This is a genomic window from Streptomyces pseudovenezuelae (genome assembly GCF_029892565.1).
In the GTDB taxonomy this organism is placed as follows: Bacteria; Actinomycetota; Actinomycetes; order Streptomycetales; family Streptomycetaceae; genus Streptomyces; species Streptomyces pseudovenezuelae_A.
The window spans coordinates 740,030-763,413 of sequence record NZ_JARXVH010000002.1 but is presented as its reverse complement, the minus strand read 5'-3'; the positions used below and the strand labels follow the sequence as shown (position 1 = coordinate 763,413).

Annotated in this window: 21 protein-coding genes and 3 pseudogenes; 12 read left to right on the top strand and 12 right to left on the bottom strand. The window is 68.7% G+C overall.

Annotated elements, in window-relative coordinates; genetic code table 11:
- Positions 1 to 118 precede the first annotated feature (118 nt).
- On the top strand, positions 119 to 1,087 hold the full coding sequence (locus M2283_RS08135; RefSeq protein ID WP_280875408.1) for a hypothetical protein: 969 nt from the start codon (positions 119 to 121) through the stop codon (positions 1,085 to 1,087).
- A 167-nt stretch (positions 1,088 to 1,254) separates the two neighbouring features.
- Entirely contained in the window at positions 1,255 to 2,103 is an 849-nt protein-coding gene (locus M2283_RS08130) for an SDR family oxidoreductase (protein ID WP_280875407.1), read from the top strand.
- Positions 2,104 to 2,377: 274 nt separating this feature from the next.
- Here the strand turns inward: M2283_RS08130 and M2283_RS08125 are convergent, their stop codons facing one another.
- Positions 2,378 to 3,310 carry a helix-turn-helix transcriptional regulator gene (locus M2283_RS08125; RefSeq protein WP_280875406.1) on the bottom strand — a complete coding sequence of 311 codons (933 nt, stop codon included), beginning with the start codon at positions 3,308 to 3,310 and terminating at the stop codon, positions 2,378 to 2,380.
- Between the two features lie 430 nt (positions 3,311 to 3,740).
- On the opposite strand from M2283_RS08125, the pseudogene M2283_RS51610 reads away from it, so the two are divergent.
- The 6 genes and pseudogenes from M2283_RS51610 to M2283_RS08095 form a co-directional block, all read left to right on the top strand.
- Positions 3,741 to 3,851 (top strand): annotated as a pseudogene (locus tag M2283_RS51610) (carboxymuconolactone decarboxylase family protein); the annotation flags it as partial.
- 120 nt (positions 3,852 to 3,971) lie between these two features.
- Positions 3,972 to 4,385 carry a (R)-mandelonitrile lyase gene (locus M2283_RS08115; protein WP_280875582.1) on the top strand — a complete coding sequence of 138 codons (414 nt, stop codon included), beginning with the start codon at positions 3,972 to 3,974 and terminating at the stop codon, positions 4,383 to 4,385.
- A 22-nt stretch (positions 4,386 to 4,407) separates the two neighbouring features.
- Complete coding sequence (locus tag M2283_RS08110; RefSeq protein WP_280875405.1) at positions 4,408 to 5,373, top strand: aldo/keto reductase; 966 nt, start codon at positions 4,408 to 4,410, stop codon at positions 5,371 to 5,373.
- A 49-nt stretch (positions 5,374 to 5,422) separates the two neighbouring features.
- Positions 5,423 to 6,457 carry a zinc-binding dehydrogenase gene (locus M2283_RS08105; RefSeq protein ID WP_280875404.1) on the top strand — a complete coding sequence of 345 codons (1,035 nt, stop codon included), beginning with the start codon at positions 5,423 to 5,425 and terminating at the stop codon, positions 6,455 to 6,457.
- A gap of 113 nt (positions 6,458 to 6,570) precedes the next feature.
- Positions 6,571 to 6,948 carry a DUF2255 family protein gene (locus tag M2283_RS08100; RefSeq protein WP_280875403.1) on the top strand — a complete coding sequence of 126 codons (378 nt, stop codon included), beginning with the start codon at positions 6,571 to 6,573 and terminating at the stop codon, positions 6,946 to 6,948.
- Positions 6,949 to 6,984: 36 nt separating this feature from the next.
- Positions 6,985 to 7,869, top strand: a complete 885-nt coding sequence (locus M2283_RS08095; protein WP_280875402.1) for an aldo/keto reductase — start codon at positions 6,985 to 6,987, stop codon at positions 7,867 to 7,869.
- Here M2283_RS08095 and M2283_RS08090 read toward each other — a convergent pair.
- Positions 7,859 to 8,755, bottom strand: a complete 897-nt coding sequence (locus M2283_RS08090) for a helix-turn-helix transcriptional regulator (RefSeq protein ID WP_280875581.1) — start codon at positions 8,753 to 8,755, stop codon at positions 7,859 to 7,861. The two genes, M2283_RS08095 and M2283_RS08090, sit on opposite strands and share 11 nt — an antisense overlap.
- Positions 8,756 to 8,830: 75 nt before the next feature.
- Here M2283_RS08090 and M2283_RS08085 point away from each other — a divergent pair.
- The 3 genes and pseudogenes from M2283_RS08085 to M2283_RS08075 all read left to right on the top strand — a co-directional run.
- Positions 8,831 to 8,998: pseudogene (locus M2283_RS08085) on the top strand (xanthine dehydrogenase family protein molybdopterin-binding subunit); the annotation flags it as partial.
- Between the two features lie 67 nt (positions 8,999 to 9,065).
- A pseudogene (locus tag M2283_RS08080) lies at positions 9,066 to 9,650 on the top strand (XdhC family protein); the annotation flags it as partial.
- A 265-nt stretch (positions 9,651 to 9,915) separates the two neighbouring features.
- Positions 9,916 to 13,986 carry a beta-galactosidase gene (locus M2283_RS08075; protein WP_280875401.1) on the top strand — a complete coding sequence of 1,357 codons (4,071 nt, stop codon included), beginning with the start codon at positions 9,916 to 9,918 and terminating at the stop codon, positions 13,984 to 13,986.
- A gap of 139 nt (positions 13,987 to 14,125) precedes the next feature.
- Here the strand turns inward: M2283_RS08075 and M2283_RS08070 are convergent, their stop codons facing one another.
- The 7 genes from M2283_RS08070 to M2283_RS08035 form a co-directional block, all read right to left on the bottom strand.
- A complete protein-coding gene (locus M2283_RS08070; RefSeq protein ID WP_280875400.1) occupies positions 14,126 to 14,335 on the bottom strand; it encodes a hypothetical protein in 210 nt (69 codons plus the stop codon).
- A gap of 190 nt (positions 14,336 to 14,525) precedes the next feature.
- Complete coding sequence (locus M2283_RS08060) at positions 14,526 to 14,990, bottom strand: hypothetical protein (protein WP_280875398.1); 465 nt, start codon at positions 14,988 to 14,990, stop codon at positions 14,526 to 14,528.
- Between the two features lie 87 nt (positions 14,991 to 15,077).
- Entirely contained in the window at positions 15,078 to 15,920 is an 843-nt protein-coding gene (locus M2283_RS08055) for a helix-turn-helix domain-containing protein (RefSeq protein WP_280875397.1), read from the bottom strand.
- Positions 15,917 to 16,453, bottom strand: coding sequence for a DUF6879 family protein (locus M2283_RS08050; RefSeq protein ID WP_280875396.1), 537 nt, complete (start codon positions 16,451 to 16,453; stop codon positions 15,917 to 15,919). Before M2283_RS08050 ends, M2283_RS08055 begins: the two co-directional genes overlap by 4 nt.
- Before the next feature lie 5 nt (positions 16,454 to 16,458).
- On the bottom strand, positions 16,459 to 16,668 hold the full coding sequence (locus M2283_RS08045; protein ID WP_280875395.1) for a hypothetical protein: 210 nt from the start codon (positions 16,666 to 16,668) through the stop codon (positions 16,459 to 16,461).
- Between the two features lie 157 nt (positions 16,669 to 16,825).
- Entirely contained in the window at positions 16,826 to 17,059 is a 234-nt protein-coding gene (locus tag M2283_RS08040) for a hypothetical protein (RefSeq protein ID WP_280875394.1), read from the bottom strand.
- A gap of 269 nt (positions 17,060 to 17,328) precedes the next feature.
- Entirely contained in the window at positions 17,329 to 18,651 is a 1,323-nt protein-coding gene (locus M2283_RS08035; RefSeq protein WP_280875393.1) for a DEAD/DEAH box helicase, read from the bottom strand.
- A 309-nt stretch (positions 18,652 to 18,960) separates the two neighbouring features.
- Between M2283_RS08035 and M2283_RS08030 the strand changes: the two genes are divergently transcribed.
- Positions 18,961 to 19,977 (top strand): CHRD domain-containing protein, encoded by a 1,017-nt coding sequence (locus tag M2283_RS08030; RefSeq protein ID WP_280875392.1) that lies wholly within the window; start codon positions 18,961 to 18,963, stop codon positions 19,975 to 19,977.
- A 73-nt stretch (positions 19,978 to 20,050) separates the two neighbouring features.
- On the opposite strand, the gene M2283_RS08025 is transcribed toward M2283_RS08030, so the two are convergent.
- The 3 genes from M2283_RS08025 to M2283_RS08015 all read right to left on the bottom strand — a co-directional run bounded on the left by M2283_RS08025 (position 20,051) and on the right by M2283_RS08015 (position 23,297).
- Positions 20,051 to 20,959: a helix-turn-helix transcriptional regulator gene (locus M2283_RS08025; RefSeq protein WP_280875391.1), complete on the bottom strand. Its 909-nt coding sequence runs from the start codon at positions 20,957 to 20,959 to the stop codon at positions 20,051 to 20,053.
- Positions 20,944 to 21,507 (bottom strand): GNAT family N-acetyltransferase, encoded by a 564-nt coding sequence (locus tag M2283_RS08020; RefSeq protein WP_280875390.1) that lies wholly within the window; start codon positions 21,505 to 21,507, stop codon positions 20,944 to 20,946. Before M2283_RS08020 ends, M2283_RS08025 begins: the two co-directional genes overlap by 16 nt.
- 254 nt (positions 21,508 to 21,761) lie before the next feature.
- On the bottom strand, positions 21,762 to 23,297 hold the full coding sequence (locus M2283_RS08015) for a DUF4331 domain-containing protein (RefSeq protein WP_280875389.1): 1,536 nt from the start codon (positions 23,295 to 23,297) through the stop codon (positions 21,762 to 21,764).
- Positions 23,298 to 23,384: the final 87 nt, after the last annotated feature.

Below are 23,384 nucleotides of genomic sequence, written 5' to 3'. Positions count from 1 at the left end.
TCAACATCACTGTCCGACCCCACCGAGGACTGCCCAGGGCTGGGTGAGGGCACGGCCGCAACATGAAGAGAATGCGATGAACCACGGACGAATCCCCCTGCAGAAACAGTTCCGACTCGTGGCAGCCGTTGTCGCGACGTCAGCCGTCCTCGTCTCGGCGCCGTACGCGTCCGCCGCGTCGGGACAGGCACAGCCGAAGCCGGTCGTCACCCATGTGAAGACCGTCGCCTCGTTCGACTTCGCCGTCGGCGACGCGCCGGAGAACGTCACCCTCAACCCGGACGGCTCGCTGACCGTCTCGATGCTGGGCGGTTCGGCGGGCAGGCGTCCGGCGCTCGTGCGGGTCGACGTGTCCGGGCACCGTGCGGTGCTCGTCGCCGGGCAGCCGGGTGACATGATCACCGGCAACACGCGCGGCCTCGACGGCAGCGTCTACCACAACGTGTCCTCCACCGACGCTGCCCGGTCCGGCGTGTGGAAACTGCCTCTGGGCGGAAGCCCCCGGCGTATCGCCGCCCTGCCCGCCGGTGAACTCCCCAACGGCCTGGCCATCGACCAGGCCGGACGCACGCTGTACGTCGCCGAGAGCTTCAAGGGCGCTGTCTGGACCGTTCCGGTCTCGGGTGGAACGGCGGCTCGCTGGCTGACCCACGCCTCACTCGCGCCGGCGGAATCCCCACTGCCGCTGGGCGCGAACAGGCTCCGTTCCCACAACGGCGCTGTGTGGGTCTCCAATCTCAGCAAGGGGACCCTGCTGCGGGTGCCGGTCACCGCCGCCGGTTCGGCCGGCCCCGTCCATGTCGTGACCAGCGACGTCGTGGGCATCGACGACTTCACCTTCCTGAGCGGCCGGTCCGACGTGGTGTTCGCCGCGCTGAACAGCCCCAACGAGATCACCGTCGTCTATCCGAACGGCGCCAAGAAGACCGTGCTGACCAGCGCCGACGGGCTCGCCTCGCCGACCGCCACCGTGGTGCGAGGACATCGGCTGTACATCACCGATGGTGGGTTCGCCAAGTCCCGCGACGCGAAACTGCAGCAGGGGAAGATCAACTTCTCCGCCCTGTTTGCCGAAGCGGCGTCCTGACCGGACCACCACATCTCCTGCAGCAGTCGGGAAGATCGTCAGGCCTGGATCGGACGCAGCTCGAGCGCGACGCCGAGCGGTGCGTCGGCAGCGAGCAGGTGACCGGCCCGTCGGCCACGCCCAGGACATCCGACCACCCGAGAACACGGAATGAAGGAGCCTGAGACATGAGCAAAGAAAACAGGGCCCCCAAGGAAATCGTCGTCGTCATCGGCCCCGGCAGCATCGGCCTGGCCATCGCCCGCCGGGTCGGCACCGGCCGCACCCTGCTGCTGGCCGCCCACGACGAAAAGGCCTCGGAGGCCGCCGCCGACCAGCTGCGCGGCGAGGGCTACGAGGTGGCCGTCCAGACCACCGACATCTCCGATCCGGCCCAGGTCGAGGCGCTGGCCGCCACGGCCGCCGAGATGGGCGCGGTCACCCAGGTGATCCAGGCCGCCGGCGTCTCCCCCACCCAGGCGACCGTCGAACGGCTGCTGCACGTCGATCTGCTCGGCACGGCGTATGTCCTGGACGCCTTCGCCCGTGTGATCGCGCCCGGCGGGGCCGGCATCGTGGTCGCCAGCATGGCCGGACACCGGGAGAGCCCCTACGCGCCCGAGATCGAGCACGCGCTCGCGACCACCGAGACCTCACAGCTGCTCGCGCTGCCGTTCCTGCAGCCCGACCAGCTCGGCTCGTCCGTCCACGCCTACGCCATGTCCAAGCGGGCCAACTCACTGCGTGTGCAGACCGCCGCCGCCGCGTGGGGCAAGCGCGGAGCCCGCGTCAACGCCGTCAGCCCCGGCGTGATCATCACCCCGTTGGCCCTCGACGAGCTCTCCGGCCCACGCCGCGAGTGGTTCGACAAGGTACGCGAGGTTTCGGCCGCCAAGCGGTTCGGCGCCTCCGAGGAGGTCGCCGCTGCCGCCGCCTTCCTACTCGGCCGCGAGGCCGGCTTCATCACCGGAGCCGACCTCCTGATGGACGGCGGCGTGACCGCGGCACTGCGCGCCGGCGAGCTGTCGACGCCGTAACGAGCCGAGGCCGCAGATCCGCCCGGATCCTGGCTCACCGTCCGGGAGCCGGGCGAACGGCTGGTCCGCACCCTGACACCCCAGGCGGTGCACAATTGCCGCGCCGCAGCGGCACACCGCTTTGTCTGCCGTCCTACGTGCTGCCCGGCTTCACCGCTGTGACCTGCCTGCGCATCTGCCGCGTCGCGGCCAGGATGACCCGCCCCGGACCACCAAGTGCCCCGCAGACGCCGGCCACCTGGGATCCGCGCCCGATCAGCGAAGAGGGCCGCTCTCAGGCCGACGGGGACGCCGCCGCGTCCGTCCCGGCGTGGGGCGGCGTCGTAGCGGTGACAGGCTCGTGAGCGAGCATGTCCAGCAGGGCGACGGCATCGTGCTCCGGAGTGGCGGGTTCGGCGTAGTACGCGACGAGCCGGTGGCCGGGGGTGCCCTCCAGAACGAGGGATTGGTAGCCGAGGGTGAGGTCGCCCACCTCAGGGTGGCAGAACGTCTTGCGGCCCTGCGTACGGCTTTTCACGTCGTACCGCTCCCACATGCGAGCGAAGTCCGGGCTCTTGAGCAGGAGTTCACCCACCAGCTGCGCAAGGTCGGGGGCGTCGGGATCGGTGCCGGCCAGGGCACGCAACCGGGCGACACAACCTCGTACCGCGATGTTCCAGTCGACGAACAGGTCACGGGCAGCGGGGTGCAGGAAGACGTAGCGTGCGATGTTGCGCTGCTTGGCGGGCCATTCCTCGATCCCGGCCAGCAGCCGAAGGCCCGAGGGGTTGGCGGCCAGGATGTCGCTGCTGCGGCCGACCACATATGCCGGGTAGGGACGCAGGTTCTCCAACAGGAGCTTCGCTCCGGGCCGCACCGTGCGGCTGGGCGCGGTCTGGGGGCCTCCCCCAGGGGAAGGTTGCGGCGCGGACCGCGCGGCCAGGGCGACGAGGCTGCGCAGGTGCTCGTGTTCCTCCTCCCCCAGTTGCATGGCACGGGCCAGCGCGTCCACGACGGACGGGCTCGGACGGGTCTCCCTCCCCCGCTCCAGGCGGGTGTAGTAGTCGATGCTGATACCGGACAGAGTGGCCAGCTCCTCACGGCGCAGCCCAGGCGTACGCCGCACTCCGGTCCCACCCACCAGCCCGACGTCCTCAGGCGTCACCCGGGCCCGGCGGGCACGCAGAAAGCGTCCCAACTCGGTGCCGCTGTGCTGCTCACTCGTCATACCGTCCAGTCTGCGTGGCCCGTGACCTGCGCGGGAGGCAGGTGGGGGGCCCTGTCACACCCGGGAACACCGCTCCCCGGCACAACACGGCCTGCCACCGGCCGCCCGGAACCCCCACCCTGGAAGAAGCTGAAGATCAATTTCTCGCGCCTGCGATCTCCGGCCCCGGCGAGACGAACCCGGCGGGCACCCGACACACGGAGCACCCGATGAAGCACATCAAGCTCGGCAGCGAACTGGACGTCAGACAGATCGGTATGGACGCCATGCCCGTCAACGCGCTCCACACGAGCACCACCCATGGCGGTGGAGTCGACTCCCGCCCGGAAGCTGCTCGGCGACTGCGCGCCGAAATTCGGCGAACTGACCGACGACGTCCTGCTCCCCGGGCGGGTGGGAGCGCTCGGGCCCGTCCCCGCGCGACCACGACCTGATCACGGTCACCCCACCGACCGCTACGTACCGCGCCGACCGGCTCGGCTTCCATCCGCGCGCGGCACCGCGCGACGGCTTGAGCAAGGACGAGCCGGTCGAAACCATCACCCATCTCACGCTCTACGCCGGATGGCCCAACGTCATGAGCGCGATCGCCCAGCTCAAGGACATCGTCGAAGCCCAGGCTCCCGGATCTGACCGACCGACCCCAGCAAGGAACGGCAACGTGGAAATCCTCAAAAAGCAGCCCACCACCAAGGCACCCGGCGACTGGTTCACCGGAGACGTCTGGTTCGACGTCGTGTACGCCGGTCAGGAGCCGTCCCGGGCCCGTCTCAACCTGGTCCGTTTCTCGCCCTGCGCCCGCACCGACTGGCACTCCCACGCCCTCGGCCAGACACTCCACATAGTCTCCGGCATCGCCCTGATCGGCGGCCGCGACGGCACGGTCATCGAGGCCCACCCGGGCGACACCGTCCACACCCCGCCGGGCGAGGAGCACTGGCACGGTGCCACGCCCGACGCCTTCATGGAGCACCTCGCCCTGTGGGAGGGCCGCGGCGACGGCAGCCCCGAGACGACGTGGCTGGAGAAGGTCGACGACGCCGAGTACACACAGCCGCGCAGCAGCACCCGCTGAACACCGAACCGAAGGAGGACACATGCGCACCACGGCTCTCGGCAGCAAAGGCCCCGAGGTCGGTGTCGTCGGCCTGGGCTGCATGGGCATGTCGTACGGCTACGACATGAGCACCCAGCGGGACGAGGACGCGTCCGTCGCGGTGATCCACCAGGCACTCGACCTAGGGATGACGTTCCTCGACACCGCTGACGTGTACGGGCCGTACACGAACGAGCAGCTCATCGGCCGGGCGCTCCGGGGTCACCGTGACCGGGCGGTGCTGGCCACCAAGGTCGGCATGGTCCACCACGGCTCGGACGCTTCCCCGCGCCCGATGCCGAACGGCAGTCCCGACCACATCCGCCGCTCGGTCGACGAAAGCCTGCGCCGCCTCGACACCGACCACGTCGACCTCTACTACCTGCACCGCGTCGATCCCGAGGTGCCGATCGAGGAAAGCGTCGGCGCGCTGGCTGAGGCGGTGTCGGCGGGCAAGGCGCGGCACATCGGCCTGTCCGAGGTGACCGTCGAGCAGATCGAGCGGGCCCAGTCCGTCCACCCGATCACGGCGGTCCAGTCGGAGCTGTCCCTCTGGACACGGGACTGGACGCGGGAGGTGCTCCCCCACTGCCAGGAACAGGGCATCGCCTTCGTCCCTTACTCGCCCCTCGGCAAGGGCTTCCTCACCGGCCGGTTCACCTCCTTCGACGAACTGCCCCAGGACGACTTCCGCCGGGGCCTGGCCCGTTTCCAGCAGGACGCGCTGCGACAGAACCTCGCCCTCGCCGACAAGGTCAAGCAGATTGCCGGGCGGATCGGCGCGACCCCGGCGCAGGTCGCGCTGGCCTGGGTGCTGGCCCAAGGTGAGCACGTCATCCCCATTCCCGGCACCAAGACCCCCAAGTACCTGCACGACAACGCCGGGGCGGCGGACGTCGAGCTGACCTCGGCCGACCTCGCCGAGCTGGACGCGTTGCCCGTCCCGACCGGCGGCCGCTATTTCTGAACCCAATTCCTGACGCACCGTCAACTCACCATCGGAAGAGGAAGATCTCATGCGCGCAGCACTCATGTACGGCGCCGGCGACGTCCGTGTGGAGAACGTCCCCGACCCCAAGATCCAGAACGCCGGCGACGCCGTCGTACGCGTCGTCCGCTCCTGCGTCTGCGGCAGCGACCTCTGGCCCTACGGCTCGATGCCGGTCTCCGCGCAGGGCCGGCGCATGGGCCACGAGTTCCTCGGCGTGGTCGAGGACCTAGGTTCGGAGGTGTCCGGGCTGAACTCCGGTGACCTGGTAGTCGCGCCCTTCGTCTGGGCGGACAACACCTGCGACTTCTGCGCAGAGGGGTTGCAGACCTCTTGTCGTCACGGCGGCCAGTGGGGCGCGAACGGTGTGGACGGCGGCCAGGGCGAGGCCGTCCGTGTGCCCCAGGCGCAGGGCACTCTGGTGAAACTGCCGGTGGCGGAGGACTCCGCTCTGCTGCCGTCCCTGCTGACCCTGTCCGACGTGTACTGCACCGGCCACCACGGCGTGGTGACGTCCAAGGTCGCACCTGGCAAGTCGGTGACGGTGATCGGTGACGGCGCGGTGGGTCTGTGCGCGGTGCTCGCGGCCAGGCGTCTCGGCGCCGAGCAGATCATCCTCATGGGCCGACACACGGACCGTACCGACCTGGGCCGGGACTTCGGCGCCACGGACGTCGTCGCCGAGCGCGGTGAGGCGGGCATCGAGAGGGTCCGGGAACTGACGGGTGGCGACGGCACGCACGCGGTGGTGGAGGCCGTCGGCGCCGCACAGGCCATGGACACGGCACTGAGCATCGTCCGCGACGGCGGTGTGATCAGCCGACTCGGTGTCGCCCAGTACACCGAGATCCCGCTCGGGTTCGAGTCGATGATGGGCAACATCACCGTCACCGGCGGCGCCGCCCCGGCCCGCGCCTACATCGAGGAACTTCTCCCCGACATCCTCGACGGCACGGTCCAGCCCGGCCGGGTCTTCGACCAGACCGTCGGCTTCGACGGTGTACCCGACGGCTATCGCGCCATGGCAGACCGGACCGCACTGAAGGTCCTCATCCAGCCCTGACCGCTCCCACCCACACGCCCGCCCAAGGACATCACCCATGCCCGGAGCCGCACCGCTGAAGCTGTCCGGCTCGACTCCTTCTCCAAAGCACCGGCACACGGAGGAACTCACCCATGACCACCTGGACGAACGACGAGCTCGACCGTGTCGGGGGCGCCGAAGAGCTGCGTATCGCGTCTCTCCGTAAGAGCGGCACGCTCGGCGGCTGGCGCACGATCTGGGTCGTCCGCGACGGCGCCGACATCTACGTGCGTTCCGTCAACGGTCCCGGCTCCGACTGGTACCGCGGCACACGCGCCCGGCAGGAGGGCAGGATCCGAGCCGGTGGCGTGGAGAAGAACGTCAGCTTCGTCGACGTCGACCCGTCCCTCAACGACCGGGTCGACGCCGCCTACCGCGGCAAGTACGGCAGTTACGCCGACCACATCATCAAGGCCATCACCAGCCCCGAGGCGAACTCCACCACGATGCGGCTCGAACCGCTCGCGTAGCGGACCCAGATACCGACGACACAGAAAGCTCGGCCCATGACCTCACCCGCACCGCTGCTGAAGCTGAACAACGGCGTGGAGATGCCCACCCTCGGCCTCGGCGTCTTCCAGAGCCCCCCGGAGGAGACCGTCCCGGCGGTCGAGACCGCCCTCAAGGACGGCTACCGCCTGATCGACACGGCCGCCGCCTACGGCAACGAGAAGGAGGTCGGCGAGGGCATCCGCCGCTCCGGCGTCGACCGCGACGACATCTTCGTCACCACCAAGCTCTGGCTGACCGACTACGGCTACGACTCCGCCCTGCGTGCCTTCGACACCAGCCTCGCCAAACTCGGCCTGGACCACCTCGACCTATACCTGCTGCACCAGCCTGTCCCGCTGGAGCCGGAGCCGTGGGTGGCCGCGTACAAGGCAGCCGAGCGGCTGCTGGCCGACGGCCGGGTGGGGGCGATCGGCGTCTGCAACCACACTCCCGGCCTGCTGCGCACCCTGCTGGACCGCACCGACGTCGTCCCGGCGGTCAACCAGGTGGAGCTGCACCCGTATTTCATCCAGCGTGAACTGCGGGAACTGCACGGCGAACTCGGCGTCATCACCCAGTCCTGGTCCCCGCTCGGCGGGATCAACCGCTACCGGACGCAGGCCCCGAACGGCGGCCGTAGTGTCCTGGAGGAACCAGTTGTCACCATGCTCGCCGACCAGTACGGGAAGACGGCCGCGCAGGTCGTCCTGCGCTGGCACATCGAGCACAGCCTGTGCGCCATCCCCAAGTCGGTGAAAGCGCACCGCATCGAGGAGAACTTCGACGTCTTCGACTTCTCGCTGACGCCGGAGGAGGTCGCCGCCATCGACGCTCTCGACACCAGCCTGCGCAGCGGGCCCGACCCGGAGATCATCCGGCTGGACACGTTCAACCGCTGAACGGACTCCTCACCGAGATGTCCTTGGGGCTCGTCATATCGAGGAGGACCAGCTTGTCATGGTCGGGGGTGCCGGGTTCGGCGTAGTAGGCGATGAACCGCTGGCCCACGGTGCCCTCGATCTGCATCGACTGGTAGCCGGGGGTGACGTCACCGACCTCGGGGTGCCGGAAGGTCTTGCTGCCATGGGTGTGCCAGCGCACGTCGTAGCGATCCCAGAGGTCGGTGAACTCCGGGCTCTTGGAGTGGAGTTCACTGACGAGTTCCGCGAGATCGGGGGCGTCCGGCTCGGTACCGGCCAGGGCGCGCAGGCGCCCCACGCATGCCCGGATCTGCTCGTCCCAGTCGTCGAAGAGAGTGCGGGCCTGCGGGTGGAGGAAGACGTAGCGCACCACGTTGCGCTTGTCGGCGGGCCAGTCACCCATGCCTGCGAACAGCCTCAGCCCGCTCGGGTTGCAGGCGATGATGTCCATCGTGCGGCTGACCACATAGGCGGGGCAGGGGCGCAGGTTGTCCAGCAGCAGCTCCACCCCGGGGCGCACGGAGCGGCCGAGCTCGCCCACCGGCTCCGCCACTGCCCTGCGCACCCCGCAGGCGACGAGGTCACGGAGGTGACCATGCTCCGCCGTGTCCAGCTTGAGGACTCGGGCGAGGGCGTCGACGACGGACGCGCTGGGGTTGGTCTCCTTGCCACGTTCAAGACGCGTGTAGTAGTCGATGCTGACCCCGGCCAGGGTGGCCAGCTCCTCGCGGCGCAGTCCCGGGGTGCGGCGCAGACCAGGCCTGAGCGGCAGACCAGCCTCCTCCGGTGTCACCCGGGTGCGGTGGGCGCGCAGGAAGCGCCCCAGTTCCGTGCCGCCGCTGACGCCCCGCTGCTCACGTGCCATGACCTCAGTCTGCCAGGTCATCTGTGACAAGTCTGTGATCAGTAGGGACAGAACGTGAGGGGCCCTGTCACACCCCTGAAGGCGCTCTACATCGACGGCCGGGACATCGAGGCCGACCCCATCGGCGTGAAGGGCCTCGGTGAGGTCGTCCTGGTCGGTGTGGCGCCCGCCATCGCCAACGCCGTCTTTCACGCCACAGGACGACGGGTGCGTGACCTGCCCATCACCGCCGAGTCCCTGCTGCAAGCCGAGCCCTGGGCAGCGTTGCACCGCATCGCTGCCCAGGCTGTCCCCTCGGGAGATCCCGCCCATGCTGAACCTCGCGGACACGCTGCACACCTGGTGCCGCGCGGACCGCCCCCTCGCCCTCGCCACGGTCGTCCAGGTCAGCGGCAGCGCACCGCTGCCCATCGGCACCGCCCTCGCCGTGGACGCCGACGGCAACGTGGTCGGCAGTGTGTCCGGAGGCTGCGTGGAGGGCGCTGTCTACGAACTGTGCCGACAGGTACTCAAGTCGGACGAGCCCCCGACCCGGGCGCGCTTCGGATACTCCGACGACGGTGCCTTCGCCGTCGGCCTGACCTGCGGCGGTGAACTCGACGTCCGGGTGCAGCGGATCGACCCCACCGACCAGCCCCACCTCAGCGCGGCCTTCGACGAGATGGCGTCCGGCAGGCCCGTAGCCGTGGCCCAGGTCATGGACGGCCCCGAGGAACTCCTCGGCCGCACTCTCAGCGTCACCGACGGCAGCGCGTACGACGGGGCGGCGGCCCGCGAGGACTGGAAAGGCGTGGTGACAGCACAGGCCCGCGCCCTGCTGCGTGCGGGCCGTACGACCCGGGTCGAGGTCGGCGAAGACGCGACCACCTGCCCGGAGAGGCTGTCCGTCCTCGTCCTATCCCGGGACGGGTGGTCAGTGAGCACCGCGCCTGCGGCCCCAACCGTATTCTCCCGCCCCATTGTGTTGAGCCCTGTGCCCCTTTAATGTTCGACTTTGCCTGAGTCTGTTCGATGCTGATCGCCCAGGCACTATGGAGGCCGCAGTGCGGAGTCATGGGATCGGATCGGAACCTGCGAGACCTGGTCGCCGGTGGTGGAGGGCAGTCCTTGCCGCGGCCGCGGCCGCGGCCATCGCCCTGGCCATGGGTATGACCGCGGGCATGACCGCGCCCGCCGCCGCCAGGGACGTCGGCGAACAGCAACCCACCGCCGCACCAGCCGCCGGTGCGCGGGCGCACACGGTGACTCTCGACGGCTACTCGTTCCTCGTCGACGGCAAGCGCACCTATCTGTGGTCCGGCGAGTTCCACTACTTCCGGCTCCCGAGTCAGGATCTGTGGCGCGACATCTTCCAGAAGATGAAGGCCGCCGGGTTCAACTCCACCTCGCTGTACTTCGATTGGGGATACCACTCGCCCAAGCCGGGGGTGTACGACTTCAGCGGGGTGCGTGACGTCGACAAGCTGCTCGACATGGCCCAGGAGGCCGGCCTCTACGTCATCGCGCGCCCGGCGCCGTACATCAACGCGGAGGTCGACAGCGGCGGCCTGCCCGGCTGGCTGACCACCAAGGCGGAAGACAACCGCAGCGACGACCCGCGGTTCCTGAAGTACGCCGACGAGTGGCTGACGCAGATCGACCGGATCATCGCCCGCCACCAACTGACCAACGGCACCGGCTCGGTCATCGCCTACCAGGTCGAGAACGAGTACTACAACGGCTCGGCCGCGGGCCGCTCCTACATGCAGCACCTGGAGGACAAGGCGCGCGCCGACGGCATCACGGTGCCGCTGACCGGCAACAACAACGGCACCTTCAACTCCGGTACGGGCGCCCTGGACGTCGACGGCCCGGACTCCTACCCACAGGGCTTCGACTGCTCCAACCCCTCGAAGTGGAACGGCGTCCCCGACATCAGCTACGACCACCCGGCCGGCAAGCCGCTGTACTCACCGGAGTTCCAGGGCGGCGCCTTCGACCCCTGGGGCGGACCGGGCTACGACAAGTGCGCCCAGCTGATCAACGACCAGTTCGCCAACGTGTTCTACAAGCAGAACATCGCCGTCGGCGCGACCGCACAGAGCTTCTACATGACCTACGGCGGCACCAACTGGGGCTGGCTGGGCATGCCGCAGAACTACACGTCGTACGACTACGGGGCCGCGATCCGCGAGACGCGGCAATTGGATCCGAAGTACGACGAGGACAAACTCATCGGGTACTTCACGCAGTCCCTCACCCCGCTGACCAAGACCGAGGCGATCAGAACCACCCCGCCGGACAACTCCGCGGTCATCGACACCGCCCGGATGAACCCCGACACCAAGACGCAGTTCCACGTTCTGCGGCACGGGAACTCCACGTCCACGGCCGTCGACAAGACCCACATCTCGCTGGACTTCAACGCCCAGCCGTCCGCGGACACCACCTACACCTGGGACGACCCCGACTCCGCGCTGCAGTACACCGGTTCGTGGTCGCACGTGGCCGACCAGAGCTACACCGCCGGCGACTACAAGCACACCGAGTCGTTCTCCAACACGGCCGGCGACTCGCTCACCGTCCCCTTCGACGGCACCGCGATCCGCTGGATCGGCTCGAAGACGAACAACCACGGCTACGCCGACGTCTACCTCGACGGCACCAAGACGGCGACGGTCGACGACTCCGGCAGCGAGAGCCAGGCGGTGATCTTCCAGAAAACCGGTCTGGCACCCGGCGCGCACACGCTGAAGATCGTCGTCAACGGGAACCACAACTCGGGGTCCACGGACAACTACGTGGCCATCGACGCCATCGACGTGCCGACGGCCTCCGCCGCGGAGCCGACCTACCCGGTCGTGCCGCAGCAACCTGGCACCGCGATCACGCTCGACGGACGCGACTCGCACGTGATCGTGGCGAACTACCGGCTCGGGGACGCGCAGTTGCAGTACTCGACCTCGGAGATCATGACCGGCGCGACGATCGGCAACCGGGACCTCGCCGTGCTCTACGGCGACCCGGGCAGCGACGGCGAGACCGTCCTTCGCTACGCCGCCAAGCCCACCGTGACCGCCACCGGCGGCACGGTCACGACCACCTGGGACGCGGCCACCGGCGACCTGCGGCTCAACTACACGCACAAGGGCCTCGTCCGCATCAGCATCAGCGGCGGCGGAAAGCGCCCGTTGCTGCTGCTCGTGGGCGACAAGGCCACGGCGAAGACCTTCTGGCGTCAGGACACCGCGTCCGGCCCGGTACTCGTGCGCGGCACCCATCTGCTGCGGACGGCGACCGACAAGGACGGCGGCCACACCGTGGCACTCACCGGCGACAACGCGGACGACCAGAACATCGAGGTGTTCTCCTCGGCGGCCCATGTCACCTGGAACGGCGGGACGTTGGCCACCCACGCGACCGACCCGGGGAGCCTCACCGCGAAGATCCCGGTGGCGGCCCCGGTCCACCTGCCGACGCTGACGAACTGGAAGCACGCCGAGGAGTCTCCCGAAGCAGCCCCCGGTTTCGACGACACCACCTGGCAGGTCGCCGACAAGACGACTACCAACAGCGTCTCCGGTGTCAACTCGCTGCCGGTGCTCTACGCGGACGACTACGGCTTCCACACCGGCAACACCTGGTACCGCGGCCGCTTCCGCACCACCGGCAAGGAGACCGGCATCCACCTGGTCTCGGACTCCGGCGGCAATGCGCAGGCTTTCTCCGCCTGGCTCAACGGCACCTTCCTGGGCAGCTCCACCACAGGCGGCGGCGACTTCGCCTTCCCGGCCGGTGCGGTGAAGCCCAAGGGCGACAACGTCATTTCCGTGCTCACCGTGAACATGGGGCACGAGGAGGACTACAACTCGACCAACGGCAACAAGACCGCGCGCGGCCTGACCAGCGCCTCCCTCGTCGGGGCGCCGCTGACCTCCGTCACCTGGCGGCTGCAGGGCGTGCGAGGCGGCGAGGACCTGCAGGACACCGTGCGCGGCCCGCTCTCGACTGGCGGCCTGTACGGCGAGCGGGCCGGCTGGTCCCTGCCCGGCTACCCGGACGGCAACTGGAACCGGGTGTCCCTGCCGACGACCGACACCCGTCCCGGGGTCTCCTGGTACCGCACCGACGCCGAACTGGCCCTGCCACACGGCCAGGACACCTCGCTCGGGCTGACGTTCACCGACGACCCGTCACGCAAGTACCGTGCCACGATCTTCGTGAACGGCTGGCAGGTCGGCAACTACGTCAACTACCTCGGCCCGCAGCACACCTTCCCGGTCCCCAACGGCATCCTGAACCCGAACGGGCACAACAGCATCGCCATCGCCGTCTGGAACCTCGACGGCAGCACGGGCGGACTCGGCAAGGTCTCGCTCACCGACTACGGCAGCTACGCCTCCTCCCTGCGCGTCGCGCAGAACGACAGCCCCCGCTACGACCCTCGGACGTACGCGATGCCGAAGCGTCCAGGAGCGGATGTCACCCTGGACGTGCCGGACACCGCCCAGCCGGAACAGGCGTTCACGGCCCGCACGACGGTGGAGGTTCCGAAGAACCGGCCGTCCGTCACCCGGCTGACGGCCTCACTCTCCGCGCCGGACGGCTGGAGCGTGAGTGCCACGAGCCCCACGTCGGTCAAGCGCGTGCAACCCGGCACAACCGCCACCTTCACATGGAAGGTCCAGCCACCATCCGGGACACTGCCGTCCGCATCGCCACTCACCACCACGGTGCACTACCGGCAGAACGGACGGCAGGCCACCGGCGGCGACGAACGCATCGTCGGCGGAATCCCACCGGCTCCGCCGGCAGGGGAAAACGCCGTGAGCGACCTGACGTTCCTCTCCTCCACCAACGGGTGGGGCCCGGTGGAGCGTGACAGCAGCGTCGGCGAACAGGCGGCCGGGGACGGCCGCCCGATCACCATCGCCGGTGTCGGCCACGCCAAGGGCCTGGGCACCAACTCGCTCAGCGACGTCGAGCTCTATCTCGCCGGAAAATGCTCAAGGTTGACGGCGGACGTCGGGGTCGACGACGAGACGAGTGGTGCGGGAACGGTGACGTTCTCCGTGATCGCCGACGGCAAGACCTTGGTGACCACTCCGACGATCCGCGGCAAACAGGCGGCCGTGCCGATCGACGTCGACGTCAGCGGCGCCCAGGTGGTCGACCTCAAGGTCGGTGACGCCGGCGACGGGAACGGCAACGACCACGGAGACTGGGCGACACCGACACTGACCTGCGACTGAGACCCGCCACGTCGATGTCAGTGGCCCTTGTTATAACCGAGGTGTGGGCGCCCAGTTGGGGGTGTCCCACACCGGCACGGCAGGGTTGCAGTGGGCCGTCCGGGCGGCCGGGCGGGGGTTCGAGTAACGACCTGGGCGTTCAGGAGTTCGCGGCGACGTAGGTCCTCCACAGTTCCTCAGCTACGTCGCACGATGTGGTGTCGAACGCGCAGTTCGGGCAGTCCCTGGAGTGGTCGATGTACGCCCGGTACGCGCGCTGCACTCGCGTGAACTGGGCGTTGCTGGGTACGCGTTGGAGATGCCCGGGACCGCTGCCCGCGTTGACGAACGCCCACCCCGGGCGGCTCACGATTGCCTCCGCTGGTGCGGATCGGTGTGCGCGCGGATCTCGACGTTGCAGTCCGAGACCTGCGAGAGATCCCCAGCCGCAGCCGCCGTGGCCCGTTGCCGGACCAGCGACGCACACACGTCGCAGCCCGCAGGGGGTTGAGGTTCGTGCAGCGGGAGCCCGAGAGCCGGGGCCGGTTCCATGTCCGTTCTCATCCGAAGGCCTCCGCAGGGCGCCTGTACCCGCCGGGGCCGAACGCGGCGGCGAGCCCGGCGGGATCGGTAAGCAGGCCGGAACCGTCGGGGCGGTTGAGCCAGAAGCGGCCGTTGACGTACGAGTTCATGGCCGGGCACAGCAGGGACCAGCCCGCAGGATGCACCTTGAGTTCTCGTACGTCGGCCAGTTCCTCAGCGGCCTCCAACGGCACCAGCCACCACGCCCGGTCCAGATCCCCATCGGCCAGGACTGGCCCGCGCTGGTCGGCATAGATGCGCTGTAAGGCCGGCATCCCCGTGACGAGGCGGGATTCGGCGACAAGCCATACGTCGCCGGAGGGGATGGGGGCGAGGGCGTCAGCGTCCCAGAGGCCGCGGGTGAGTTCCGGGTGCGCGGAGCTGTCGGCGAGCCACGCGTTCCCGGCCTCGTACGTCGCGGTGAGCCGCGTCGGTAGAGCCATGAGCAGGACCGTAGGGCGACGGATTGCGTGGGGACGTGACGATTGCGCAGGATTGCGCACACAGTCACCACGGTTGCCGCGGATTGCTCACGAGAGGGTGTGAGACGCCCGTGCGCGGGCGATCAGCCCGTGCGCCTGGTGATCATAGACCGCGGACTCCCGCATCAGCTCCCAGATGTTGCGGTAGACCGCGACGTCGTCCTGCGAGTCGAGGGACAGCTCCGCGTTCCACGTGTCGGCGACGACCAACCGCTCGTCGATGATCCAGAACCCGTGCTTCGGGGAGAACGGCGTGCGGGCCCCGAGCGGGATGATGCCGAGGGTGACGGTGTCGAGGCCGATGAACCCGCCGAGCTTGCTGAGCTGTGCGGCCATGGCTTCCGGGGCGCACCGTACGACGTGCAGGGCTGCCTCCCAGATCAGCACGTTGAAGTGGTGCCCGGGCTCGTACACGGCTGCCTGCCGCTTCATGCGGGCCCGTACGCCCTCCTCGATGTCGCGGGACGTGCCGAGGCGGTTGGACACGTCGGTGAGGACGCCGCGCGCGTAGTCGGCGGTCTGGAAGATGCCCGGGATGATGCCGACCTCAAAGATGTGGACGGTCTGCGCCTGCTGCTCCTGGACGAGATGGCCCTCCTGCACCACGCGGTGGCCGGCGGACAGCTGCCGTCGCCAACTCCGGTGCGCTGTCTCAAGGCTGCGCAGGCGGCGCCTCAACTCATCGGCCTCGTCCGGCTGCTCGGCGGCGTCAACCCACGCTTCGACGTCTGTGTCGCTCGCGGTCTGCTTTCCGTTCTCCAGCCTGCTGACCTTAGAGCGCTGCCAGCCGATCCGTTCGGCGAACTCCTTGCCGTTCAGGCCTGCCTCGGTGCGCAGCTCACGCAGCCGCGCACCGAGTGCTTCACGGGCCTGCTGGTAGTCGGTGCTCACACACTCGAAGCTACCTGCGCCGCGAAGTCTCTGCGCCGGATCGCATGCGGCCAAGCGGCATCGCGGAGCTGGCCCAGCTCCGCGATACGCGTGGGCTCTTCGACGAGCTCGGCGCCGAGGTATTCGTCAGCTTCGTCGAAGTGGAGCACCAGGGCGCGATGGTCGTCGAAGAGCCAGAAGTCGAGCGCCGGCAGTCCGAGGTGTTCGGCATCCGCGCGCCACATGTTGCGCATGTCCTCGCCCACAGCCTCGTTGCTCGGGGCCCGTGCGAGGAGGAACAGCTGTCCCTCGGTCGGAGGGTCGTCGACGAGGCGGATGCGCTCGATCTTCTTCCCCGCTGCCGTCTGGCGCTGGATGTTCTCCCGCCACGCACTGGTCGGGTCTCGGCTGACGTCCTCGCCGGCCTTCCAGCGTGCCCAGTGCACGCTCTGGCGGTCGGAGGCATACCCGCGGCGGGTCTCCAGACGCCATGCCGTGCGCTCGAAGGTCTCGAAGTACGTGCCGAAGGTGCTGTCGTCGATGAACTCCGGCACGCGATCTACTCCTTGGGGGCGAAGCGGGTGAGCAGTTCGCGCGGGACGCGTACGAATGACTCGCCGTCGAGGACATTCTGCAGCTGGGCAACGTCCTCCCCGTCGGTGACGGTGTAGCCCTGCACGACGATGTCCCCGGTGGCAACGTCCTCGTACAAGGTGGGGCACTTGCCCTTGTCGCTTGTCGTGCCAAGCAGGCGGAGCTGTAGGGCCATGGCCGGTCTCCCTCTCGTGCAAGTGGTTGAGCGCCCAGAATGGGACCGATGGGCGAGCCCTCGCAGGGAGATTGCGGAGAATTGCGCGGGCACATCCGACTGACCAGGACGTTGCGCGCAATCAGTTCGCCGCCGACGCACCAGGTCAGCACTCTGGCTACAGGTCGCCGAGGACTTCCTTGCGAGCTGCCTCGGCCTTGCGGTTGAGGGCGTTCGTCATGCGCACCGCGGTGATGCTGCAGAGAATTCCGCCGACGAAGAACAGCACCTCGGTGATGACGCCGAGGACCTCTATGTCCTTGGTGCCGTTGGCGATGATCAGCATGATCATGCCGCCAGACACCCACGCGAACCAGATGCGGAACTTCTCCACGCGTACGGCTTTCCGCACATCGCCGCACCTCGACACGCGGTGGGCGGCGCCGAGAAGTGCTCCGTGCAGACGCCCTGCGATCCCGCGCCTTCATGACCTTGTGGAAGGGGGCGGTGAGGCGCGGCGCAATCCACTACTACGCCTGACGGGCAGGTGGCCTCGTCGGAGCGGGAGTTGGCGGGCGGGGCGGCGCCAGAGTCGGCAGGCTCAGCGACGCCTCGACGTCGCTGAAGGCTCAGATCAGAGTCCGACGCTTGCCAGCTCCCGCGCCCCCGGCAGCCTGGGGGTCAGCGGCTCTTGCGCACCCGGGCCGCCGCGCGGGCTTCCGCGGTCTTGCGGGCCTCGGCGGCTTTGCGGGACTCCTTGGCGGGCCTGCCCGGACGGGTGCCCATACCGCGGAAGGGGGCGTTGCCCCCGCTGGTCTTCGTCCCGGTCGGCGGACGTTTGGCTCCCGTGATGGCGGTCAGCTTCTCCTCACCGGAGCGGACCTGTGTGACGGTCGGCCGGATACCGGCGTCGGACATCATCCGGTTCACGTCGCGCCGCTGGTTGGGGGCGACCAGCGTGACCACCTTGCCGGACTCCCCGGCTCGCGCCGTACGCCCTGCTCGGTGCAGGTATTCCTTGCCGTCGGCCGGCGGGTCGACATTGACCACGAGGTCGAGGGCGTCGATGTGGATGCCCCGCGCGGCGACGTTGGTGGCCACCAGCACGGTGACCTCACCGTCCTTGAACTGGCCGAGCGTGTGCGTGCGTTGGGGCTGCGACTTCCCGCTGTGCAGGGCGGATGCCCGTACGCCGCTGGCTCGCAGGTGACGGGTGAACTGGTCCACGCCGGCCTTGGTGTCCAGGAACATCAGTACCCGGCCGTCCCGCGCGGCGATCTCGGTCGCCGTCGCGTACTTGTCGGCGGCGTGGATGTTCAGGACATGGTGTTCCATCGTCGTGACCGAGCCCGCCACCCGGTCGACCGACGCCACAACAGGGTCGTGAAGGTAGTCCTGGACCAGCCGGTCGACGTCGCGGTCGAGGGTGGCCGAGAACAGCAGCCGCTGCCCGTCGGAGGGGACCTGGTCCAGGAGTTCCGAGACCTGCGGCAGGAACCCCAGGTCGCACATCTGGTCCGCCTCGTCCAGCACCGTGATCCGCACGTGGTTCAGGTGGCAGTCCCGGCGCGACACCAGATCGGTCAGCCGCCCCGGCGTCGCGATGACCACCTCGGCGCCGGTGCGCAGCAACGCCTGCTGCCGGTTGATCGACAGCCCGCCGACCACCGTCGCCAGCCGCACACCCATCGTCTGGGCATATGGTGCCAGCGCGTCGCTGACCTGCTGTGCGAGCTCCCGGGTCGGCACCAGGACCAGGGCGAGCGGCCGCTTCGACTCCGCCCGTAGACCCGCGGTCCGCACGAGCAGCGCGAGCCCGAACGCCAGCGTCTTGCCGGAACCGGTCCGCGCCCGGCCGAGCACGTCCCGGCCGGCGAGCGCGTCGGGGAGAGTCGCCGCCTGGATCGGGAAAGGCTCCGTCACTCCGAGGCCGGTCATCTTCTCGACCAGTTCGAGCGGCAGCCCGAGTGTGGCGAAGGAAGCGACGGGCGGCTGCGCGTTCATGGAGAACCTTCCTCGGTCTGATGCCCTACAACGCGCCGGGGCCCGTACCCCTTGGTACGGGCCCCGGCCGCGTCGAAGCTTTCACCCATTTTACCAGCGGACACTCGGGACACCCGCCGCTCGGACCGACGAACAGGACGCACCGGGCAGTGCGCGTCGCAATGTCAAGATCGTGTCCGCAGTGATCCCGTCTCTTCTCAGGGATGTCTCAGGAGTGTCATCTGCTGAGGAATCGCCCCAGGGGGCCCGTGATGGAGGAGGAACGACCGCGGGCCAGCCGCGGATCGGCTATCACGGGGAGAAAGATCCATGAAGTTCAAGCGATTCGGGACCATCGCCGCGACCGCGATCACCGGCACTCTGCTCCTGACCGCCTGCAATGGCGAGGACGGTGCGGCCAACGCCAACGTCTCGCATCAGGCGGCGGGGGCGACGCAGCACGGGGGCGCCACGCAGGCGGCGGGTGCCATCGGCCGGTACTCCGAGAACGCGCCGGGGGCGACGTACTTCACCTCGATCCTCACCGGTGACAACGAGGTGCCCGTCAAGGGCAAGCCGGCGGTGGGTGACAAGGACGGCAGCGCGGTGGCCCTCATGCGTATCCAGGGCGACGAGGTGTCCTTCGCGTTCGCGTGGACCGGTACCGGGACCCCGACCATGGCCCACCTCCACCAGGGTGCGCGGGGCACCAACGGTGACGTGAAGATCCCGTTCTTCATGGAGAAGCTCAAGGGCGGCACGCCGTTCGTGTTCGGCAGCGTCAAGGTCACGGATGCCGACCTGCTGCACAGCATCAAGGCCCACCCCGACCAGTTCTACTTCAACCTGCACACCGGCGAATTCCCCGGCGGCGCGGTCCGCGGACAGGCCACCGCACTGCCGGGCGCCGTCTCACTGCCCGACGCCATCCGGCACTCGGCCCTGGCCGGCGTGGTCAAGGGGGCCCAGATCTACGCCTGCACCAAGCAGGACGACGGCTCCTACGCCTTCACCCAGGACAACGTCGACGCCACCCTCCAGGGCGACATCCAGCACAGCTTCGCCAAGCACGGCCCCGCCGGCCCCCCGCAGTGGATCGCACCGGACGGCTCCTCGGTGACCGGCACCGTCGTCAACAAGTTCGACAACGGCGCGGGCAACATCCCAGCACTCCTGCTTCGCGCGCAGCAGACCGGCAAGAGTGAGGGACTCCTGTCCAAGACCACGTCGGTCCTGCGACTCAACACCGTCGGCGGCGTCGCCCCGGCCGGCACCTGCAACCCGGCCACACACCCCACCGCCCGCGTCCCCTACACCGCCGACTACCTCTTCCTCGCCACGAAGTAGCGCCACCCGACCCATCCGCCCCCACACAACCAGGCGATGCGAGTCCGCTCGGACCCGCATCGCCGCGTCGTTGTCACTCCTGAGACGTGGTTCGGCCGGCGCCTGGATCGGCCATGACGCGTCGCCCCGAGGAGTCGGACGAGCGGGTGCCCGCCGAGACGTGCGGCGCACTCCAACTGGCGAGAAGAGCCAGGGTCTGGGCGGAGGAGGAGCCGGATTCGGCGGTGTAGAGGCAGATGGTCTGGTCCGGGTCGGTCGCGAGATTCAGCGCCTCGTGATGCAGGGTCAGGTCGCCGACCACGGCATGGTGGAACCGCTGGGCTCCGTAGCTGCAGTCGCCAAGGTGGTGACCCGCCCACCAGCCGTTGAACTCCGTCACCTTGACGCAGGCTTCGCCGATGAGTTCGTTGAGGCGGGTGTCGTCGGGATGGCGCCCCGAGGACCGGCGGAGGTTGGCCACGATGATCGGCGTGATCGCCTCCCGGTCGCCGTACAGCTCCTTCGCGGCGGGAGAGAAGAGTACGAAGCGCGCGAAGTTGCGCTCCCGGGTCGCCAGCGCGTCGAAATCCGTGATGAGGGCCCGGGCGAGGTGGTTCGAGATCAGCACGTCCAGCCGGTGCTTGACGATGAAGGCCAGTGAGACGCTCCCCAGTACCTCCAGCGTCTGATGCACTTCCGGCCGTACCCGCTCGGGTCGCGGGCGATCCCGCGAAGGGTGTGTGGCACGAGGGCGCGCGAGGTCAAAGTGGTGGTCACGCTCGGCCGGGCCCAAGCGCAGCGCGCGGGCCACGCCGTCCAGCACGCTCTCGGAGACACGGGGATGCCGCCCCTGTTCCAGGCGGGTGTAGTAGTCGGTGCTCACGTCGGCCAGACGGGCGACCTCTTCGCGGCGCAGACCCGGCACCCGACGGGCCCGGCCGCTCGTCGAAAGACTGCCGGTCGTGAACCGCCCGCGCACTCCGACTGCTACTGCTGCTCCCACTGTTCCTTGGTGATCTCGTACCGCACACCCCCGTGCTCGGAGCCCTCGACGATCTCCATGTCGGGGGGTGTGGGGATGGTGTCCGCGAGTGTCATGGCGAGCTTCTCCATGATGTTGCGCGAACCGTGGTTCACGGTCATCGTCTCGGCCCAGACCATGCGTACACCGAGCCCTGTGAACGCCTTGGCCAGCAAAGCTCGCGAGCCTTCGGTGGCATAACCCTTGCCCCAAGCCGCCTGCCGCAGTCGGTAGCCGAGTTCGGCCTCGTCCAGCGGGCCCTGCGGCTCGGGACGCAGGCAGAACCAGCCGATGAACGCGCCGCCGTCCTTCTCGTGCGCGGCGAACAGCCCAAGATCGCCGCGCCACCTCTCGTAGCCGGCGATGATGTTCGGCAGGTGGCGCTCGCGGACAATCTCCGGGGCGGTCGGCTGGCCCCCGCTCAGATAGCGCATCACCGCGGCGTCGCTGTCCAGTTCGATCAGCAAGTCCGCGTCGTCGGCAGTGAAGCGACGCAGGGTCAGGCGCTCGGTCTCCAGGTAGGTATCCACGGAGTGGATCATGCCTAAAGCAGGACGGGCAGTTCAACGGCTTTACTCGGACACTGTCGGCCGACCCCGAGATGCTGTCGACGCTGGGCCGTCTTCCCCGCCGTCGGGGCCCGGCAGCAGAGGGCGGGAGACCGTCTCGCTGCCCCCCGCCCTCTGTCATTGCCTCTCACCGCTCGCGACACGTGTCCGATGCGCTCCGGCGCAGCTCATTCACAGCTGGCCAGATGCGGGTCGCGTCGTTCGTGGCGTGCCGCTCAGTTCGGCCGCTGCATGCGTCGGCGCCACCACGCCAGGCCCAGGCCGATCAGCAGGATCCCCGCCGCGCCGGAGGCCGCCGATGCGGCGATCAGGCCGGTGTTGCGCGTGCCGTCGGCGGAGCCGGCCGATTGGAGGGTGTCGCCCAGCTGGTTGCGGACATCATTGCCACCGGTCGTGCCCTTCGCGAGCGGGCCTCGTGAACCGGCGACGGGCTCGGCCAGGTAGGGGAAGGAGTCGCCGAGCTTCTGGTCGTCGACGTCGACCGCGTCGCCCAAGTCGTTCTTGGCACCGACCAGTTCACCCTCGACGACCTGGAGCGAGATGTCCACGACGTCGTCGGTGAGGCGGCGGCCGTTCGGGAAGCCCGCGTTGTCGCCGTCGAGTACGCCGAGTCGTTTCGGGTCGGCGGCCGGCTTGATCGAGGTGTTCAGGCGCAGCATCTCCGCGGGTCGCACGTTCGGCGGCTGGTTGAGGCCCTTGACGCCCTTGAGGAAGACGTCGACGAGGTCGTTGCGCGGTTGTGCGGGCGCCTTGATCTTGTAGATGGCCTCCATGAGCTTCGGGAGTTCGGGATTGGTCACGTTCTTCAGGAACTGGCCGTCGTTCCACGGCGAGTCCGCGTTGAACTTGTCCTTGTCCTTCAGTGGGTTGACGACCTCGTTGACCAGCGGGTTGCCCAGCCGTGAGACCTGCTCGTAGGAGCCTTGGGCGTTCTTTCGCTGGGTGGTCGACCAGATGCCGACGACCGGCTGCTGCTTCGACTCGGTGATCATGTCGGTGGGCAGTTGCAGCGCGACCGAGTTGACGTTGTAGCCCTTGAGGGTGTTGTTGCCGACCTCGGAGAGGTTGCCGCCGTACAGCAGGTCGAAGACGCGCAGGTCCAGGAAGAACGGGTCGTCCGCCTGGCCTGCGAACGTCCGGGCGCCGTCGGACAGTTGACGGACGGCCTGCGAGCGCAGCGTGCCGTAGTCCGGCATCGAGGCCTTGCCGACGTTCGAGGGAGCCACCGGTATGTCGTCGGCGAGCTTCGTCTTCGACACGACGTTCTGGTTGTGCAGCTTGAGCAGCTCGATGTCGTAGGTCTGCGTGACGTTCAGGTCCGGGTCGTCCAGGCTGGTGACCGGGCCCGTGTTGTACAGGAACGTCTTCTTGTTCTTCGTGTGCGTCTTGAAGGTGTAGCGCAGCAGCAGTTCGCCCTGCGCGTCACCGTTGTTGTCGATGTGGATGTCGTACTGGGCGTCGTCCGCGAACGTGTAGAAGTTCGGGCCGCCCGCTGGATCCTCGAACGGGATCCAGTTCGCGATGATCGTCGTCGTCTTCGGACTGTCCGGACTCACGAAGGCGTACACGTCCGTGTTGTCGTACCGGGGTTGTCCCGAGATCAGCGGGGCCTCCCGGTGACTGGAGGCGGAGGCCGCCCCCGGTTCCAGCGTGGCCACACCGGCGGCTGCGAGTCCCCCGGCGGCCAGCGCACCCGCCATGAGGGTCGCGAGGCCCCTGCGCCCCGCACCGCTCCTTGAGATAGGTGTCATACCGTCCGTCCTCCATGCCAACTTCCCTGACGCTGGAGGATTCGGAACGGTCGCCCCGATGGATTGGTGAATATTGACCGATCTGAC

Coding starts and splice junctions, on each gene's coding strand:
- M2283_RS08035 (WP_280875393.1), bottom strand. CDS start 18,651: ATGAACGCGCAGCCGCCCGTCGCTTCCTTCGCCACACTCGGGCTGCCG.
- M2283_RS08110 (WP_280875405.1), top strand. CDS start 4,408: ATGCGCACCACGGCTCTCGGCAGCAAAGGCCCCGAGGTCGGTGTCGTC.
- M2283_RS08015 (WP_280875389.1), bottom strand. CDS start 23,297: ATGACACCTATCTCAAGGAGCGGTGCGGGGCGCAGGGGCCTCGCGACC.
- M2283_RS08130 (WP_280875407.1), top strand. CDS start 1,255: ATGAGCAAAGAAAACAGGGCCCCCAAGGAAATCGTCGTCGTCATCGGC.
- M2283_RS08105 (WP_280875404.1), top strand. CDS start 5,423: ATGCGCGCAGCACTCATGTACGGCGCCGGCGACGTCCGTGTGGAGAAC.
- M2283_RS08090 (WP_280875581.1), bottom strand. CDS start 8,755: ATGGCACGTGAGCAGCGGGGCGTCAGCGGCGGCACGGAACTGGGGCGC.
- M2283_RS08125 (WP_280875406.1), bottom strand. CDS start 3,310: ATGACGAGTGAGCAGCACAGCGGCACCGAGTTGGGACGCTTTCTGCGT.
- M2283_RS08075 (WP_280875401.1), top strand. CDS start 9,916: ATGACCGCGCCCGCCGCCGCCAGGGACGTCGGCGAACAGCAACCCACC.
- M2283_RS08060 (WP_280875398.1), bottom strand. CDS start 14,990: ATGGCTCTACCGACGCGGCTCACCGCGACGTACGAGGCCGGGAACGCG.
- M2283_RS08045 (WP_280875395.1), bottom strand. CDS start 16,668: ATGGCCCTACAGCTCCGCCTGCTTGGCACGACAAGCGACAAGGGCAAG.
- M2283_RS08100 (WP_280875403.1), top strand. CDS start 6,571: ATGACCACCTGGACGAACGACGAGCTCGACCGTGTCGGGGGCGCCGAA.
- M2283_RS08095 (WP_280875402.1), top strand. CDS start 6,985: ATGACCTCACCCGCACCGCTGCTGAAGCTGAACAACGGCGTGGAGATG.
- M2283_RS08030 (WP_280875392.1), top strand. CDS start 18,961: ATGAAGTTCAAGCGATTCGGGACCATCGCCGCGACCGCGATCACCGGC.